The 16,739-nt window shown below is 35.2% G+C and carries 19 protein-coding genes; 17 read left to right on the top strand and 2 right to left on the bottom strand.

Annotation, left to right across the window (positions count from 1 at the left end):
* Position 1 precedes the first annotated feature (1 nt).
* The 15 genes from rpsE to QYS49_RS18455 all read left to right on the top strand — a co-directional run bounded on the left by rpsE (position 2) and on the right by QYS49_RS18455 (position 9,388).
* Positions 2–520 carry a 30S ribosomal protein S5 gene (gene rpsE, locus QYS49_RS18525; protein WP_013455168.1) on the top strand — a complete coding sequence of 173 codons (519 nt, stop codon included), beginning with the start codon at positions 2–4 and terminating at the stop codon, positions 518–520.
* A 5-nt stretch (positions 521–525) separates the two neighbouring features.
* The gene (gene rpmD, locus QYS49_RS18520) at positions 526–708 is read left to right on the top strand and encodes a 50S ribosomal protein L30 (RefSeq protein WP_308349474.1); all 183 of its coding nucleotides are present in this window, start codon (positions 526–528) and stop codon (positions 706–708) included.
* 1 nt (position 709) lies between these two features.
* Positions 710–1,156 (top strand): 50S ribosomal protein L15, encoded by a 447-nt coding sequence (rplO, locus tag QYS49_RS18515; protein WP_308349473.1) that lies wholly within the window; start codon positions 710–712, stop codon positions 1,154–1,156.
* A 1-nt stretch (position 1,157) separates the two neighbouring features.
* Positions 1,158–2,477, top strand: a complete 1,320-nt coding sequence (secY, locus tag QYS49_RS18510) for a preprotein translocase subunit SecY (protein ID WP_308349472.1) — start codon at positions 1,158–1,160, stop codon at positions 2,475–2,477.
* A 9-nt stretch (positions 2,478–2,486) separates the two neighbouring features.
* Entirely contained in the window at positions 2,487–2,705 is a 219-nt protein-coding gene (gene infA / locus QYS49_RS18505; RefSeq protein ID WP_013455172.1) for a translation initiation factor IF-1, read from the top strand.
* A gap of 7 nt (positions 2,706–2,712) precedes the next feature.
* A complete protein-coding gene (ykgO, locus tag QYS49_RS18500; RefSeq protein WP_013455173.1) occupies positions 2,713–2,829 on the top strand; it encodes a type B 50S ribosomal protein L36 in 117 nt (38 codons plus the stop codon).
* 2 nt (positions 2,830–2,831) lie between these two features.
* Positions 2,832–3,209, top strand: a complete 378-nt coding sequence (gene rpsM / locus QYS49_RS18495) for a 30S ribosomal protein S13 (RefSeq protein ID WP_308349471.1) — start codon at positions 2,832–2,834, stop codon at positions 3,207–3,209.
* A 10-nt stretch (positions 3,210–3,219) separates the two neighbouring features.
* A complete protein-coding gene (gene rpsK / locus QYS49_RS18490) occupies positions 3,220–3,612 on the top strand; it encodes a 30S ribosomal protein S11 (protein ID WP_308349470.1) in 393 nt (130 codons plus the stop codon).
* A 25-nt stretch (positions 3,613–3,637) separates the two neighbouring features.
* The gene (gene rpsD / locus QYS49_RS18485) at positions 3,638–4,243 is read left to right on the top strand and encodes a 30S ribosomal protein S4 (RefSeq protein ID WP_308349469.1); all 606 of its coding nucleotides are present in this window, start codon (positions 3,638–3,640) and stop codon (positions 4,241–4,243) included.
* A 27-nt stretch (positions 4,244–4,270) separates the two neighbouring features.
* Entirely contained in the window at positions 4,271–5,260 is a 990-nt protein-coding gene (locus QYS49_RS18480) for a DNA-directed RNA polymerase subunit alpha (RefSeq protein ID WP_308349468.1), read from the top strand.
* Positions 5,261–5,265: 5 nt separating this feature from the next.
* A complete protein-coding gene (gene rplQ / locus QYS49_RS18475) occupies positions 5,266–5,901 on the top strand; it encodes a 50S ribosomal protein L17 (RefSeq protein ID WP_308349467.1) in 636 nt (211 codons plus the stop codon).
* A gap of 121 nt (positions 5,902–6,022) precedes the next feature.
* Positions 6,023–7,117, top strand: a complete 1,095-nt coding sequence (gene carA / locus QYS49_RS18470) for a glutamine-hydrolyzing carbamoyl-phosphate synthase small subunit (RefSeq protein ID WP_308349466.1) — start codon at positions 6,023–6,025, stop codon at positions 7,115–7,117.
* A gap of 7 nt (positions 7,118–7,124) precedes the next feature.
* Positions 7,125–8,399, top strand: coding sequence for a phosphopyruvate hydratase (gene eno, locus QYS49_RS18465; RefSeq protein WP_308349465.1), 1,275 nt, complete (start codon positions 7,125–7,127; stop codon positions 8,397–8,399).
* 144 nt (positions 8,400–8,543) lie between these two features.
* On the top strand, positions 8,544–8,834 hold the full coding sequence (locus QYS49_RS18460) for an FtsB family cell division protein (RefSeq protein ID WP_308349464.1): 291 nt from the start codon (positions 8,544–8,546) through the stop codon (positions 8,832–8,834).
* A gap of 2 nt (positions 8,835–8,836) precedes the next feature.
* The gene (locus QYS49_RS18455) at positions 8,837–9,388 is read left to right on the top strand and encodes a hypothetical protein (protein WP_308349463.1); all 552 of its coding nucleotides are present in this window, start codon (positions 8,837–8,839) and stop codon (positions 9,386–9,388) included.
* 284 nt (positions 9,389–9,672) lie between these two features.
* Here the strand turns inward: QYS49_RS18455 and QYS49_RS18450 are convergent, their stop codons facing one another.
* The gene (locus QYS49_RS18450) at positions 9,673–10,770 is read right to left on the bottom strand and encodes an Ldh family oxidoreductase (protein WP_308349462.1); all 1,098 of its coding nucleotides are present in this window, start codon (positions 10,768–10,770) and stop codon (positions 9,673–9,675) included.
* Positions 10,770–11,705, bottom strand: coding sequence for a Ppx/GppA phosphatase family protein (locus tag QYS49_RS18445; protein ID WP_308349461.1), 936 nt, complete (start codon positions 11,703–11,705; stop codon positions 10,770–10,772). Before QYS49_RS18445 ends, QYS49_RS18450 begins: the two co-directional genes overlap by 1 nt.
* A gap of 179 nt (positions 11,706–11,884) precedes the next feature.
* Here QYS49_RS18445 and QYS49_RS18440 point away from each other — a divergent pair, with 179 nt between their 5' ends.
* Together QYS49_RS18440 and pafA are read left to right on the top strand one after the other, a co-directional pair.
* Positions 11,885–14,452, top strand: coding sequence for a hypothetical protein (locus QYS49_RS18440; protein ID WP_308349460.1), 2,568 nt, complete (start codon positions 11,885–11,887; stop codon positions 14,450–14,452).
* A gap of 545 nt (positions 14,453–14,997) precedes the next feature.
* Positions 14,998–16,641 (top strand): alkaline phosphatase PafA, encoded by a 1,644-nt coding sequence (pafA, locus tag QYS49_RS18435; RefSeq protein ID WP_308349459.1) that lies wholly within the window; start codon positions 14,998–15,000, stop codon positions 16,639–16,641.
* The last annotated feature ends 98 nt before the right edge of the window (positions 16,642–16,739 follow it).

The following is a 16,739-nucleotide window of genomic DNA, read 5'->3' as shown; positions in this document are numbered from 1 at the left end:
TATGTCTCAGAGTAATATAAAATCTGTAAGAGCAAGCGAAATCGAATTGAAAGAGAAGGTAGTAGCCATTAAAAGGGTTGCTAAGGTTGTGAAAGGTGGTAGAAGATTTAGCTTCTCTGCAATCGTAGTTGTGGGAGATGGTAATGGTGTTGTAGGTTATGGATTGGGTAAAGCCAATGAGGTAACGGATGCTATTACTAAAGGAATTGATGATGCTAAAAAGAATTTGGTAAAAGTTCCTATTCTTAAAGGTACTGTTCCTCACGAACAAATTGGTAAATACAGTGGTGGTTTCGTATTAGTGAAGCCTGCTTCTCCAGGTACTGGTGTAATTGCAGGTGGTGCGATGCGTGCTGTATTCGAAAGTGCTGGTGTTCATAACGTTTTAGCTAAATCTAAAGGTTCATCTAACCCACACAACGTAGTGAAAGCTACTTTTGATGCGCTACTTAAATTAAGAGATCCTTATACAGTAGCCAAAGATAGAGGAATTGCACTTTCTAATGTATTTAACGGGTAATTACGATGGCTAAGAAAATAAAGGTAACACAAATCAGAAGTGTAATAGGAAGACCTAAAGACCAAAAGTTGACAATACAAGCTTTAGGATTAGGTAGAATTAATAAAACTGTGACTAAAGAATCAACTCCTCAAATCGAAGGAATGTTGAGGAAAGTAGATCACTTAGTTAATGTAACTGAAGGATAAGATGAAATTACATACATTAAAACCAGCAGAAGGTTCTATTAAAGATAGAAAGCGTATTGGTAGAGGTCAGGGATCTGGTGCTGCCGGTACTGCAGGAAGAGGTCATAAAGGTGCTAAATCTAGAAGTGGTTACTCTTCAAAACAAGGTTTTGAAGGTGGACAAATGCCATTGCAAAGAAGAGTTCCTAAATTTGGTTTCAATAATTTCAATAGAGTAAGCTATAAAGCTATCAATTTAAGTGATCTTCAAATACTTCAAGAGAAGTATAGTGTTGACACCATTGATTTGGATTTATTGAAAAGCAAAGGACTTGTTGCTAAAAATGACTTGGTTAAAATTTTAGGGAACGGAACCTTAAAGGCTAAATTGAATGTTACTGCTAATGCATTTTCAAAAACTGCATTAGAAGCAATCGAGAAAGCTGGAGGAACTGCATCAAAAATATAATATGAATCGTTTTTTTTCTACCATAAAGAATATTTTCTCTATAGAGGAGCTTAGAGATAGAATTTTAAATACCATTGGGTTTTTAATTATTTTCCGTTTAGGCTCTTTTGTAGTTTTGCCTGGAGTGGATCCTTCTAAATTATCAGGGGATGCCCAGGGTATATTCGGTCTATTAGATACCATTTTAGGTGGAGCGTTTTCAAACGCATCCATCTTTGCGTTAGGTATAATGCCTTATATTTCTGCAAGTATTGTGATTCAGTTATTAACTGTAGCTGTCCCATACTTCCAGAAAATGCAAAAAGAAGGCGAATCTGGTAGAAAGAAAATTACACAAATTACAAGAGTATTGACCATCGCTATCACATTTGTACAAGGTGTGAGTTATGTTGCCGGAACTATTCCAAGTGAAGCAATTATGATGAGTCAGACATTCTTTACCTTTACTTCAGTAATTGTTTTAACTGCTGGTACAATCTTTTGTATGTGGTTAGGTGAGAAAATTACAGATAAGGGTATTGGAAACGGTATTTCTATGTTGATTATGATAGGAATTATATCTCGTTTCCCAGGCTCAATAGTAGCTGAAGCTATTTCATTAGGAATGAGTGGTTTATTATTCTTCATTCTTGAGATAGTGGCACTATTCTTTGTAGTGATGGTAACAGTAATGTTAGTTCAAGCTACGAGACGCATACCTGTTCAGTACGCTAAACAAGTGGTAGGTGGAAGAGTTTATGGCGGTCAACGTCAATATATTCCATTAAAAGTGAATGCATCAGGTGTAATGCCGATCATATTTGCTCAATCTTTAATGTTCCTTCCTGCTTTATTAGCAAATTTATGGGCTGATGACAGTGACACTGCAGCTTATATTGGGAATGTTTTTTCTGACTTTCAAAGTTGGCAGTATAACTTAACATTTGCTTTATTAATTATAGTATTTACTTTCTTATATACAGCTATTACGATTAATCCTAGTCAAATAGCAGATGATATGAAAAGAAATGGTGGTTTCGTACCAGGCATTAAGCCAGGAAAAGAAACTTCTGATTTTATAGATAATATTTTAACAAAAATAACTTTACCTGGCTCTATTTATTTAGCACTAATAGCAATATTACCAGCATTTGTAGCTAGAGCTGGAGTTGGTTCTCAATTCTCTCAATTTTTTGGTGGAACTTCACTAATCATTATGGTTGGTGTTATTCTTGATACCTTGCAACAAATTGAGAGTTATTTATTGATGCGTCATTATGAAGGAATGATGAAATCAGGTAAAGTAAAAGGTAGTTCATCACAAAGAACAGCGGTAGCTTAATTAATAATTATGGCAAAACAAAGTTCAATAGAGCAAGATGGAACAATAACAGAAGCATTATCAAATGCTATGTTTCGTGTAGAATTAAGTAATGGTCATGAGGTTATAGCTCATATTTCAGGAAAGATGAGAATGAATTATATTAAAATTCTTCCTGGAGATAAAGTGAAATTGGAGATGTCTCCTTATGACTTAACAAAAGGTAGAATAGTATACAGGTACAAATAAAAAGATTATGAAAGTTAAAGCTTCAATCAAAAAGAGAAGTGTTGATTGTAAAGTAGTCCGAAGAAACGGTAAGCTTTATGTGATCAACAAGAAGAATCCACGTTTCAAACAAAGACAAGGGTAATTATGGCAAGAGTTTCCGGAGTAGATATTCCTGATAATAAAAGGGGAGTTATTTCCTTGACCTATATATTTGGTCTTGGTAGAAGTTCATCAGCAAAGATATTAGAAATGGCTGGTGTTGATGCTGATAAAAAAGTAAGTGATTGGACTGATGACGAAGCGAATAGCATTAGAACTGTCATAAGTGAAAACTTTAAAACAGAAGGTGTACTAAAATCTGAGGTTCAAATGAGCATCAAAAGATTGTTAGATATCGGATGTTACAGAGGTTTACGTCACAGAAAAGGGCTTCCTTTGAGAGGGCAGAGAACTAAAAATAACTCTCGTACTCGTAAAGGAAAAAGGAAGACTATTGCAAATAAAAAGAAAGCTACTAAGTAATCATTAGATCATGGCTCAAAAGAGAAAAGATAAAGCTAAAAAAAGAGTTGTTAATGTTGAGGCTATAGGCCAAGCTCACATCAGAGCTTCGTTCAATAACATCATTATTTCATTAACAAACTCTACAGGTCAGGTAATTTCCTGGGCGTCTGCAGGTAAAATGGGATTTAAAGGTTCTAAAAAGAACACTCCATATGCAGGGCAGGTTGCAGCTCAAAATGCTGCACAAACCGCCTATGATTTAGGTCTTAGGAAGGTTGAAGTATTTGTAAAAGGTCCTGGAGCAGGAAGAGATTCTGCTATCAGAACTATACAGAATACAGGTATTGAAGTAACGGTGATTAAAGATGTTACTCCATTACCTCATAATGGATGTCGTCCACCTAAAAGACGTAGGGTTTAATTCATCGTTTAAGTAATTAAAGAAAATGGCTAGATATAAAGGACCAAAATCCAAAATAGCAAGAAGGTTTAATGAACCAATTTTTGGTGCAAGTAAAGCATTATCCAAAAAAGCTTATCCTCCTGGGCAACACGGCAGAGGAAGACGTAGAAAACAGTCTGAATATGCTGTACAGCTTATGGAAAAGCAAAAAGCTAAATACACTTATGGTGTATTAGAAAAGCAATTTGCTAACCTATTTGATAAAGCTTCAAGAAAGAAGGGTATTACTGGTGAGGTTTTACTTCAATTATTGGAAAGCAGATTGGATAACGTTGTATTTAGATTAGGAATTGCTCCTACTAGAAGAGCGGCAAGACAATTGGTAGGTCACAAACATATTTTGGTAAATGGAGAAATTTTAAATATCCCATCTTACCAAGTGAAAGAAGGAGATGTAATTGGTGTTAGAGAGAAATCTAAATCTCTTGAAGCTGTTACTAATAGTCTTTCATCTAATACAGTATCAAAATATTCTTGGATAGAATTCGACAAATCTTCAATGTCAGGGAAATTCGTAAATATTCCTCAAAGAGAAGATATTCCAGAGAATATCAATGAGCAGCTAATTGTCGAGTTGTACTCAAAATAATCAGTTAATTTAAAGAAATTTTATAATATGTCCATTTTAGCATTCCAAATGCCTGAAAAGGTTGCAATGGAAAAAGCAGATGATTTTCACGGGCTTTTTACATTCAAACCATTAGAAAAAGGATATGGTGTTACAGTAGGTAATGCCCTAAGAAGAATTTTGTTATCTTCACTTGAAGGTTATGCTATAACAGGTATTAAAATCCCTGGTGTATTGCATGAGTTTTCTGCAGTAGAAGGTGTAGTGGAAGATGTTTCTGAATTAATCTTAAATCTCAAAATGGTAAGGTTTAAAAAGATTTCAGAAGTTGCTGATAACAAGATTAATATTTCTCTAAAAAATACTAAGGAGTTCAAAGCTGGTGACATTAACAAGTTCACTACTGCTTATGAAATCTTAAATCCTGAATTATTGATTTGCCACATGGATGAATCAATTAATTTTGAGATAGAATTAACTATCGAAAAGGGAAGAGGATATGTATCTTCTGAGGAAAACACATTAGTTGATCAGGTGGCTGATTATATTGCTATCGATTCAATCTTTACCCCAATCAAAAACGTTAAATATAGCGTTGAAAATACAAGGGTAGAACAAAAAACTGATTATGAGCAATTAGTTTTGGATATTGAAACTGATGGTAGTATTCATCCTGAAGTAGCATTGAAGGGTGCTGCAAATATCTTGATCAAACACTTTATGCTGTTTTCTGATCAAAATATGGTATTGGATGCAGGTGGATCTGATGAGCCAGAAGCTGTAGATGAGGAAATGTTGCATATGCGCAAATTACTTAAAACAGCTCTAAATGATTTAGATCTTTCCGTAAGAGCTTACAATTGCTTGAAAGCTGCTGATGTTAAATCTTTAGGCGACTTGGTAGCACTTGAAATTTCTGACATGATGAAATTTAGAAATTTCGGTAAGAAATCTTTAGCTGAACTAGAGCAATTGGTAGCTGATAAAGGGTTAACCTTTGGAATGGATTTATCCAAATACAAACTTGACGAAGAATAAGGACAATGAGACACGGTAAGAAATTTAATCATTTAAGTAGAACTGCTTCCCATAGAAACGCTATGTTGTCAAACATGGCAGGTTCTTTAATCCTTTCTAAAAGGATTACAACTACTGTTGCTAAGGCAAAAGCTTTAAGGAAGTATGTTGAGCCTTTATTGACAAAATCAAAAGAGGATACTACTCACAATAGAAGAATTGTTTTCTCTTCTTTGAAAAATAAAGAAGTACTTAAAGAACTTTTTGATGAAGTAGCTACTAAAATCGCTAACAGACCAGGAGGTTATACCAGAATTATCAAATTAGGATCTAGACTTGGGGATGATGCTGAAATGGCATTGATCGAGTTAGTTGATTATAATGAGATGTTATTAGGTGGTGAAGATAAGAAAGAGAAGAAAACTACTAGAAGAAGCCGTAGAGGTGGTAGCTCTAAATCTGCATCAGCTAAGACTGAAAGTACAACAAAAGAGACTAAGGAAGAAGCTCCTAAAAAAGCTAAGAAAGACGATTCTCCAAAAGCAGAGGCAAAAAAGGAGGAAGCTCCAAAAGCTGAGGCTAAGAAAGAGGATGCTCCTAAGGATGAGAATAAAGAAACAAAATCTGACGATAAAGCAGATGAGAAAAAGGGAGATGAATAATCTTTCTATAAATAGAATTAATAAAAGGGATTGGATATTTATTCAATCCCTTTTTTTTTATTTATTTTTGTCTCGATTAAAATATAGCTCCTTTTCATTTTCAATTTCAGAATGATATCTGATGAAGTATAAAAACAAAAACAAAGCAATTTTACTTTTAGAAGACGGAACTGTCTTCCATGGCAAATCAATCGGTTTTTCAGGTACTAAAGGTGGTGAAATCTGTTTCAACACTGGAATGACGGGTTACCAAGAAGTATACACTGACCCTTCCTACTACGGACAGATTATGGTGAATACTAATGCTCACATTGGTAATTACGGTGTTCATCCTGACGAATCTGAATCAGACAGCCCAAAAATCTTCGGTGTGGTAATCAATGCCTTTTCGGATGATTATAGTAGAGGTCAAGCTGTAGATAATCTTAATAATTATCTTATTAAGCACGAAATACCTGGAATTTGTGATGTTGATACACGCAAAATAGTAAGACATATTCGTAACAAGGGTGCTATGAACGCTATTATTTCTTCTGAAATTACAGACATAGATGAACTAAAGAAAGAATTAGCTAAAGTCCCTTCAATGGAAGGTCTTGAGCTATCGTCTTATGTTACTACCAAGGAACCTTTTGAATTAGGGCAAGAAGATGGTACTAAGTTAGCTGTAATGGATTATGGTATTAAAAGTAGCATCTTAAAGCAATTAGTACAGCGTGGTTTTAGATGTAAAGTATTTCCTTCAAATTATAATTTTAAACAAACCGAAGAATGGAATCCACAAGCGTACTTTTTATCAAACGGCCCTGGTGATCCAGGGGTGATGACAGATGCTATTAATAATAGTAAACAAATAATTGAAAGTGGTAAGCCTTTATTTGGTATTTGTCTTGGGCATCAGTTAATTGCATTGGCAAACGGAATTAAGACCTTTAAAATGCACAATGGGCATAGAGGTTTGAATCAACCTGTTTTGAATACTGAATCTGGAAGAAGCGAAATTACGTCCCAGAATCATGGATTTAGTATTGTCACAGAAGATGTTGAGAAATCAAATTTGGTTGTAGCCACACATTTGAATTTAAATGACAATACGGTTGAAGGATTAAGGATGAAAGACAAAAAGGTGTTTTCAGTACAATATCATCCAGAGTCATCTCCCGGTCCACATGATTCAAGATATTTATTCGACCAATTCATTTCACTAATCAACTAATAAAACTATGAGTATAATAGAGAACATTCACGCAAGACAAATATTGGATTCAAGAGGGAATCCTACAGTAGAAGTAGAAGTATTTACTTCAAATGGTGGTTTCGGCAGAGCTGCTGTTCCATCTGGAGCTAGTACTGGAATTCATGAAGCTGTAGAATTAAGAGATAAGGATAAATCCATTTTCATGGGAAAAGGGGTTTTGAAAGCTGTTGATAATGTTAATGGCGCTATTGCAGAAGAACTAATCGGTTTTTCTGTATTTGAGCAAAACCTTATCGATAAAATAATGATAGAATTAGACGGAACTGAAAATAAAGCAAAGCTAGGTGCAAACGCTATCTTAGGCGTTTCTATGGCATGTGCAAAAGCAGCTGCTCAACTTTCAGGTCAGTCACTTTACAGATATATTGGCGGAGTAAATGCTAATACTTTACCAGTTCCTATGATGAACATCTTGAATGGTGGTAGTCATGCTGATAATAAAATTGATTTCCAAGAATTCATGGTAATGCCTGTTAATGCTGAGTCATTTTCGGAGGCATTAAGAATGGGGACTACGGTTTTTCATCACTTGAAAGAAGTATTGAAAAGCAAAGGATTATCCACTAACGTAGGTGATGAAGGTGGATTTGCACCTAATATCGAATCAAATGAACAAGCTATTGAAGTAGTTTTAACTGCTATTGAAAAAGCAGGTTTCAAGTCAGGTGAAGATATCTTTATTGCTTTAGATGCAGCAGCTTCTGAATTCTATGACGAAGGCAAAAAGAAATATGTATTTGAAAGTACGGGTGATGAGCTAACATCTGAAGAGATGGTTGCTTATTGGAAAACCTGGACAGAAAAATATCCAATCCTTTCTATTGAGGATGGAATGCAAGAAGATGATTGGGAAGGATGGGAAAAACTAACCCGTGAAATCGGAAGAACTGTTCAGTTAGTGGGGGATGATTTATTCGTTACCAATACTAAGAGATTACAAAGAGGAATTGATGAGAAAATTGGAAACTCAATTTTGATTAAAGTAAACCAAATTGGTACTTTAACAGAAACAATCAATGCCATCAGAATGGCAGATAAAGCTTCCTATAAAAATATCATTTCTCACCGTTCTGGAGAGACAGAAGATACATTCATTGCAGATTTAGCGGTTGCAATGGGTTCTGGTCAAATTAAGACTGGTTCTGCTTCTCGTTCTGATAGAATGGCGAAATACAATCAATTGTTAAGAATTGAAGAAGAATTAGGCGAAATGGCGTATTTCCCTGGCATTAACTTCTAATATTATATAATTCCATAAGAAGGCTATTGGTGTATTCGCCAATAGCCTTTTTACTTTTTACCTAAATTTGAATCGAATTCAGGTTTTTAGGCGATTACATTTTTTTATATTACATTTAAAGTATCAATAGTAGTAATGAGTATCATGGATAGGATTCCAAAAATATTTAAGAATTTTTACTTCATAGCAGGTGCCGTATTCCTGATTTGGATGCTATTCATTGATGGTAATGATTTGATTTCTCAATGGAGGCTTGCCTCAAGGTATAGTGATTTGCAGAAGGAGAAAGAATATTATCAAGAAATGATAAAGGATGTCGAACTGGATAGGGAAGGGCTTTTGAGTGATGATGAATTGCTCGAGAAATTTGCCAGAGAAAGATATCTCATGAAAAAAGAATCCGAAGATCTTTTCGTTATTGTCGAAAAAGAATAACATTGAAAAATCTCATTACATTTTTCTCCCTTTTTACTGTTTTGATTGCTTTCTCAGATCAAACTGTTTCTGCCCAGAAGTATGTGGACGAAAGTTCTGGATTTGTAGACCGACTATACTTTGGAGGAAATTTTGGACTCCAATTTGGGAGCTACACTCACATAGAGGCATCACCCATTGCTGGTTATATGATAAATGATAAGCTATCAGCAGGGGTTGGAGTAATCTACCAGTACTTTAGAATCAGAGGAAATAGCCAAGTAGGCGATTATGAAACCAATATTTATGGCGGTAAATTATTTGGTAGATATAATTTTTCCAATCAACTTTTTGGGTATACTGAATATGAGAATATTAATAGGGATTTTAGACCAACACCGTCTTCTGATTTAAGTAGAATATGGGTCCCCGCATATTTCATTGGTGGGGGTTATTTTCAACCATTAGGAAACAGAGCAGGTGTGACCGTGATGGCGCTATATAATTTGCTACATTATCCTGGCCGCTCACCTTATGGATCTCCTTTTGTCCTACGAGTAGGCTTTGCTATTTAGGTTTTTTGGAACTAGAAAGGTAGTCAAAGACTACTTTTACTTTAACCACAGAGTGACACAGAGGTTATCACTAAGAGCGCAAAAATAAAACATGTAATGATGGTTATTTCTTTTTCATAAGATGCTTTAGTTATACTTTTTTTAAGTTTCTGATTATTTCTTAGAGGAATTCTCTAGATATTTTGGGAAAAGTTATGAAAGCCTCTGTGTAACTTTGTGATTTATCTTTGGTTCCTTTGTGGTAAAAAAAAAACAGCCTTGGGCTGTCCTTTTGTATTCTTTTGTTATTGTGGTAAATTAAAATAGTCTTGAAAGTTCAAGTCGAATTTCTTACCGATTTCACTTAAATCTTCAACCACTGCTGGCAATAACGGTATTCCGTTTGCTCTCCTCTCTTCACTAATTTCTCTTTCCGGATCACCAGGAATTAGTACTTTATCGTTTTCACCGGTTGTTTCAGCATTCCTGAAAGTTTTAATCCAATTATCCATATGTGATTTGAAGTCTTCGGCAGGTCGGAAGGCATCAATTCTCATCGCTCCTAGGAAATGACCTAAGCCTTCACCTACAGGGTTTTCTTTCAATGGCAAGAAGCTAACGAAAGGAGGAGCCCAAGGACCATAGTTTGCGCCTGAGAGTACTGCAGAGAAGATGTCTACAATAGAACCAAGAATATATCCTTTGTGACCTGAGTGTTCTCTTGAACCACCTAAAGGCAGCATACTACCACCTTTCTTCAAAGCATCTACGTCAGTTGTTCCTTTTCCATCTTTATCTTGTACCCAGCCTAAAGGAGCTTTTTCATTTTTCCTTTTTAGAACCTCTAGTTTGCCATTCGCAACAGTAGTAGTCGCAAAATCCGCTACATAAGGAGGTTGGTTTTTGGTGGGGATAGCAATGGAAATCGGGTTAGTACCCAATAATCTTTCTTTTGAAAATGTAGGGGAAACTAAAGGGCTTGCATTCGTCATCGACCACCCAATCATATCTTTATCTAAGGCCATCATACTATGGTGGCCGGCTATCCCATAATGATTGGAGTTTTTAACCGATACCCAGCCAGTACCTACTTTTTCTGCTTTTTCCATGGCGATTCGCATGGCAAATGGCGCTACTACCAACCCTAAGCCTTTATCTCCATCAACTACTGCAGTACTGGGCGTTTCATGCACGATTTTAATATTGGGTTTTGCATTAATCCTGCCTTCTTCCCATAGTCTTATATAACCATGCAAACGAGCCACACCATGAGAATCTACTCCGCGTAAATCTGCATTAACCAAAACTTCAGATGCTTCCGCAGCTTCATTTTCAGGGCAACCCATTTGACTGAATACCTCTTTTACGAAATTTTGTAATGCTTTGTAATTGTAGGGACTCATTATGATAATTTTAATTCATCTGATATAATGGCATCCAATAAACCTTCTTTAAGCGCGTAAGTGGATACCTTGATATCAATAAACTCATTGTTTTCAATCAGGAATTGAATTAAACAAACGGCTACTACTATCATATCCACACGCATTTCAATCATGCCGGGGATTTCCATTCTTTCTTCTCTAGTTTTTTGGATGATTTCATTGAACATACGATCGAAATCTTCAAGAGAAAGTGAAAAAGCAACATCCTCAGGTTTATCATCTCCTTTTTGTAGGTAGTTAATATCTATCAAAGTATCGAAAGTGCCGGAAGAACCAATCAGATGATGAGGTTGGTAAATGTCCATTTTCACTTTGAGATCAGCTAATTCTTTTCTTAAGAAATCATCAAGCTTCTCAATGTCTTTTGGTAAGATGGGATCGTGTTTATGGAATTTATCCAATAATCTTTGAGCACCAATCTCAAAACTTTGCATCCAGAAAACCTCAGTCTCGTTGCAGATAATGAATTCAACACTACCGCCTCCAATATCCATAATTAGAGCTGGTTCAGGTCCAATTTCTAAAGCTTTCTTAACTCCTTTATGAATAAATTTTGCTTCATCTAGTCCAGAAATCAACTCTATGGAGATCCCTGTTTCATCGTGGATTCTTTGCATAACTTCCGTTCCATTGCTTGCATTACGCATAGCAGAAGTTGCACTAGCAAATACTTGATCTACCTTCTCTTCATTGATTTTATCTTTGAAATAAAGCATGGTTTTTACAGCCCGTTCCTCAGCATCTTTGCTGATGTTGCCTTCGCTTATCCCACCTTCACCAAGCTTAACTGCAATTTTTTCTTTATGAATAATTTTCTCTTCCCCATCTTTAACTTCTACAATGAGTAAGTGAAAAGTATTCGTGCCTAAATCTATAATGGCTATTTTATCCATAGTTTTATACCTGCCTAAAAACAATGCGCAATATACTATTTAGCCGGCAATTGGCAATTACATTATTTATTTCACTTATTAATTCTTTCAGTTTGCTATCAAACCTTCCATAAGCTTTAATATTATTTATAACTTTGTCGAGTATTTTTAAGACGCTCTAAGCGAATATCATGAGGTGTATGCGTCAACTATTAATTTTTCTATTTACAATTACTGCCATTTCACTCTTATCTGGATGTGCTTATAAAGTACTAAAGGCGGATAAATTTTTGGAGAAAAACGAAATGGCAAAGGCTAAACAGCGAATTGATAAGGCGGTGGAAAAGAATTCTAAAAATCCTGCCGCTCAATTTATGTTGGCCAAATATTACAGCCATCCAGTCTGGTCTTTTGATGCAGTAGATTCAGCGCACCTTTATATCCAATCCGTGAGCGATACTTTTCCTAAGCTTAATGATGAAAGCACTGAAAAATTAGCAAAAAATGGCTTCGATAGTCTAGATGTAGTGAATCAAGCTTTAATTATTGATAGTTTGGCATTTGAGAGAGCGTTATCCAAAAATAAAGAAGAATCATTTAATCATTATCTCACCAATTATCAATATTTAACTTTTGAAGAGAGAGCTATTGAATTAAGAAATCAGGTTGCTTATGAAGATGCCATAGCACAAAATACTACTCAGGCAGTTAGTGAGTTTTTCAAGAAATATCCTGATGCACCTCAAGCTCAAAAGGCACGAAATGTTTTTGAAACACTTTATTACGAGAAGAAAACCCAAAATAAAGCACTTAGTAAATATATTGAATATGTGGAAGAAAGACCACAAACATCATTTGCTGAAGAAGCGGCTAAAATAATTTTAAATATAATAAGTGCTGGAGCTGAATCTTCAGATTATAAACGATTCATCGATCAATATGAGAAGTTTGAGGCTTCTAAAACAGCACTATCAATTCTAAATGGATTGAATTATGAAGAGCGTGTGCCCGAATTGCTGGCTCATAAAAAAGATAGCCTTTACTATTTCTATAATTTGGAGGAAGAAAGCTTATTGTCCTTTCAATTTGATCAAGTGATAACGGATTCTTGCTTTTTTATCAAGAATCCGTACATTTTAAGTAATCATAATAATGAGATCCATGCATATTTAAAAAACGGTAAAAAAATAGAGGAATTAAAAATCAAGTCTATTGACTATATGACTTCGGGATTTTTTGAAATAAATGATTTCGGTCGTGAGCAAAACTTGATTCATTACAGCTTAAAAGAAGAGTTGAAACTAAAAGCGCTAGCTTTCCTAGCATTGGATAAGTTTCATATTGCAAAAAAAGAATTTGAGGGATGGCAATTGGTTTCAATTTTGGGGGAGCCTATTTTAAAACAGCCGGTTGACAGTGTCTGGAAAGAAGAAGGTATTTTCTTTTTCAAAAAAGGAGATGATATGGCGATTGCTTCTTCAGCTGATTTCAAAAAAGTAGCTAAAGATGATTTAAAATCATTAAGCTTTCTTTATGATGATTACGATTGGTTAGGTGAGCAATATATCAGGTTATATTCAAATGATTATGAAACCATTATTGATAATCAGGCACTAGTTATTTTTCCTTTAGAGAAAGCTAGATTTGACTATTTTGACAATTTCTGGGTCAAGGAAAAAGATGGTAATATTAGTGTTTTAGATGAAAATAGAAATTCTTTATTTGAAGAGGAGTTAGATGACTATCAATTTAAATCAGGTGTATTAGCGTTGCAAAAAGATAGTCTTTGGTCAGTTTTTAATAATGGATTAAAAGGATTTCCAAAATTTGAATATGATTCGATAAGAATTTTTAATGGCTGGTTAACATTTACAGTTCAGGACTCCGCTAAATCTCTGCTTTTTCAATCAGGTAAAAAAATCCAATTAGAAGGAGAGGAATCCTTTAGAATCTTGAAGAATTATAATGTTGCTTTTTCAGAATCTGCGGATCAAATACGCTTTGTGGAAATTTCCAATGATAAAGGATATTTCAAGTTATATAATGGATTTGGAAGAAAAATAAAAGAAGGCGAAAAACTCGATATCAATATCTTAACTCCCCAATTGATTCAAATCCATCAAAATAAGAAGAAGCAATTAATTGATTCTGCCGGCAATGAAATTAAAATTGAAAAAGCTGAGGCTTTTGGAGCATTTCAAAATGGTTTGATTCCAATTTTGCAAAATAAAAAGTTTGGAGCTTTAATAGTGGATAGCTTGAAAATCATCCCTGCTCATTCTCAAAGTAAATTGGAAGAGTTTCTCAAAGATTCCTTATATATTTTCAAGGAAGATGATTTAGTAGGAATAAGCGATGTTTCCTCCGAAATTTTACTGAATGCAGATTTTGAATCCATTGAATATTTTAATGATTCGACTGCCATAGTAGAGGAGGAAGGAGAAATCGGAATATTGAATATTTACCAAAATGAATATCTGTATGAAGATTTAGACACTTGGGAAAGAGTGGTATTTGCAGAAGAACCATTTTATATCATCCGAAGAAGCGCAGGATATGGAGTGCTCAATCAGTTAGGTGAGGAAATTATTCCATCTATTTTCAACGAGCTGCAAGCTCATGAAAGTAAAGGTGAGCTCTACTGGATAGCCGAACGAAGACTGTCAGAAATCAACTATATAGTAATTGCTTATTTTGATAAAAACGGAAGAGTTTTATTCAAAGAAGGACTAAACTTTGATGATTATCTTGAAACTGCTTGTGATTAACGCCAGCCAGCCCCTAATGCCTAAAGGGTGTACACACAGGATTTTGATCGTAGTTTAGGCAAGACTGCAGAGCGATTAGACGGTGGAAAACCGTCAGACCGAAGCGAATTCCAGAGCCACTCCATCAATTTTTTGGTTTAAATTCACAAAGAATATTGATGAAAATTGTAGTTTTCTGCTAAGCCAAATCTGTGAGACTATCCAATTCCCTTCAATGCTATTAAGTTAAGCTTTCAAGCCTTAACTTTTAATACAATCCTGTAAAATAACCTTGGATATTTTACTTTGTGTTCTGTTGTTTCTTTTGTGGTAGAAATTTGCTGAGGTTAGTCCACATTAACAAAGATTTTTTTACCACAAGAGATATAAAAGAAAACAAAAGGTTTTTCGCTAAAGCGAAAAATAGAAATCTTCTTAACTTAATAATATTGAATTCTGCCTTTGGGAGCTAAGGGCTTTTTTTTTATTCACATAACCTTAATCTTAAATTCCTATCATAACTCGGTTCAAATTTTTAATTTGCAAAAAATTATAATTCAATTTCAATGATGAGATATTTTAGCGGAGCTTTGGCTCTATTGATTTTATTTTCTTGCCAAGCGGTTCAGAAAAAAGAAGAAAAAGTAAAAAAGCCTAAATTGGTGGTGGGAATTGTGATTGACCAGCTACGCCATGACTACTTTGAGCGTTATGCTGATAATTTTGGAGAAGATGGTTTTAAAAGATTGATTTCGGATGGATTTTATAACCATAACACTCACTACAACTATATCCCAACCTTTACAGGCCCGGGTCATGCGTCAGTTTATACCGGAACTACACCAGCTACGCATGGAATAATCGCCAATAATTGGTATGATAAAAATATCAGAACCTCTGTGTATTGCGCAGAAGATACTTCTGTTTATACCATTGGTTCTACTTCTGAGGCTGGCTTAATGTCGCCACACAGAATGTTGAGCAGCACCATTACGGATGAGTTAGGACTGGCTACCAATTTCAAATCAAAAGTAATAGGGATTTCCATTAAAGACAGAGGGTCAATTTTGCCAGCTGGTCATAACCCAACGGGTTCTTTTTGGTATGATAAAAGCAATGGACATTTTGTAAGCAGTAGTTATTATGGAAAAAAGAGATTACCGACTTGGCTGCAAGATTTCAATAACCGTAATCTGGCGGATGATTATTTAAACCAAACATGGGAGCTTTCAATGCCTTTGGCAGACTATACTGAATCCACTGCAGATGATATGCCTTATGAAATGATGGTAAGAGGTAAAAAGAAACCCATTTTTCCTTATAATTTGAAAGCTTTAAGAGCAGAAAATGGAAACTTTAGCTTGTTGCCGAATACCGCCTATGGGAACACTATTTTGGCTGATTTGGCTATTGCCACTTTGGAAGGAGAAGAAATGGGGAAAGATGATGTTACTGATTTTCTAGCGCTTAGCTTTTCTTCAACAGATTATATCGGTCATGGATTTGGTCCACGCTCGGTGGAGGTGCAAGATACTTACATCAAATTAGACCAAGAGATAGCCCGGTTGTTCAAACACTTAGATGAGAAAGTGGGCAAAGGTAATTATCTGATTTTTGTGACTTCTGACCACGGATGTGCGGAAGTACCTGAATATTTGCAAGCCAATAAAATTCCTGCGGATCATTATGATGGCAAAGCCTATGTGAAAAATATGAGTAATGCTTTAAATCAGAAATTTGGTGAAGGCGAATGGATTGAAGATTTTTCCAATGAGCAGTTTTTCTTAAATCATGATTTAATAACTGAAATGAATATTGAGTTAGATGCCATCAGAAAATTCATGGTTAATGAAGCTTTAAAATTAGAAGGAGTAGCAGAAGCTTATTCGGCTACCGATATGCAAAGCACTCAATTTACACAACATAAAGCTGCGGCTTTGCAAATGGGTTATAATTTTAAGCGCTCTGGAGATGTGTTGTTAATATTAGAACCAGGCTGGTTTTACCAAACTCGCTCAGCCACTACCCATGGAACAGGCTATGCTTATGATACTCATGTGCCACTGATTTGGTATGGCTCCGGCATCAAAAGCGGAACATCCTACAAAAGACAAAATATAGACGATATAGCAGTGACCTTGGCTCACATTTTGGGGACTTCCCTGCCAAATGGCGCCACTGGTGAGCCTATTCAAGAGATTTTGGAGTAATATTTTTCCGTAGAGTTAAACGTTTAATAAACGTTTAATTCTACGGTTAATGGCTGAATAGTTTATTTAAGTCAGTTATTAAGGTCTTTTTTTTCAAT

The organism is Marivirga salinae (assembly GCF_030503855.1).
In the GTDB taxonomy this organism is placed as follows: Bacteria; Bacteroidota; Bacteroidia; order Cytophagales; family Cyclobacteriaceae; genus Marivirga; species Marivirga salinarum.
Note: the sequence above shows the minus strand (reverse complement) of the source record. Positions and strands in the feature narration are given on the sequence as shown.

Excerpts from the sequence above, each read along its gene's own strand:
- rpsE (WP_013455168.1), top strand. The coding sequence starts at position 2 with ATGTCTCAGAGTAATATAAAATCTGTAAGAGCAAGCGAAATCGAATTG.
- rpsK (WP_308349470.1), top strand. The coding sequence starts at position 3,220 with ATGGCTCAAAAGAGAAAAGATAAAGCTAAAAAAAGAGTTGTTAATGTT.
- QYS49_RS18460 (WP_308349464.1), top strand. The coding sequence starts at position 8,544 with ATGGATAGGATTCCAAAAATATTTAAGAATTTTTACTTCATAGCAGGT.
- eno (WP_308349465.1), top strand. The coding sequence starts at position 7,125 with ATGAGTATAATAGAGAACATTCACGCAAGACAAATATTGGATTCAAGA.
- ykgO (WP_013455173.1), top strand. The coding sequence starts at position 2,713 with ATGAAAGTTAAAGCTTCAATCAAAAAGAGAAGTGTTGATTGTAAAGTA.
- rpmD (WP_308349474.1), top strand. The coding sequence starts at position 526 with ATGGCTAAGAAAATAAAGGTAACACAAATCAGAAGTGTAATAGGAAGA.
- rplO (WP_308349473.1), top strand. The coding sequence starts at position 710 with ATGAAATTACATACATTAAAACCAGCAGAAGGTTCTATTAAAGATAGA.
- QYS49_RS18480 (WP_308349468.1), top strand. The coding sequence starts at position 4,271 with ATGTCCATTTTAGCATTCCAAATGCCTGAAAAGGTTGCAATGGAAAAA.
- pafA (WP_308349459.1), top strand. The coding sequence starts at position 14,998 with ATGATGAGATATTTTAGCGGAGCTTTGGCTCTATTGATTTTATTTTCT.
- QYS49_RS18440 (WP_308349460.1), top strand. The coding sequence starts at position 11,885 with ATGCGTCAACTATTAATTTTTCTATTTACAATTACTGCCATTTCACTC.
- rpsD (WP_308349469.1), top strand. The coding sequence starts at position 3,638 with ATGGCTAGATATAAAGGACCAAAATCCAAAATAGCAAGAAGGTTTAAT.
- rplQ (WP_308349467.1), top strand. The coding sequence starts at position 5,266 with ATGAGACACGGTAAGAAATTTAATCATTTAAGTAGAACTGCTTCCCAT.
- QYS49_RS18445 (WP_308349461.1), bottom strand. The coding sequence starts at position 11,705 with ATGGATAAAATAGCCATTATAGATTTAGGCACGAATACTTTTCACTTA.
- rpsM (WP_308349471.1), top strand. The coding sequence starts at position 2,832 with ATGGCAAGAGTTTCCGGAGTAGATATTCCTGATAATAAAAGGGGAGTT.
- QYS49_RS18450 (WP_308349462.1), bottom strand. The coding sequence starts at position 10,770 with ATGAGTCCCTACAATTACAAAGCATTACAAAATTTCGTAAAAGAGGTA.
- infA (WP_013455172.1), top strand. The coding sequence starts at position 2,487 with ATGGCAAAACAAAGTTCAATAGAGCAAGATGGAACAATAACAGAAGCA.
- secY (WP_308349472.1), top strand. The coding sequence starts at position 1,158 with ATGAATCGTTTTTTTTCTACCATAAAGAATATTTTCTCTATAGAGGAG.
- carA (WP_308349466.1), top strand. The coding sequence starts at position 6,023 with ATGAAGTATAAAAACAAAAACAAAGCAATTTTACTTTTAGAAGACGGA.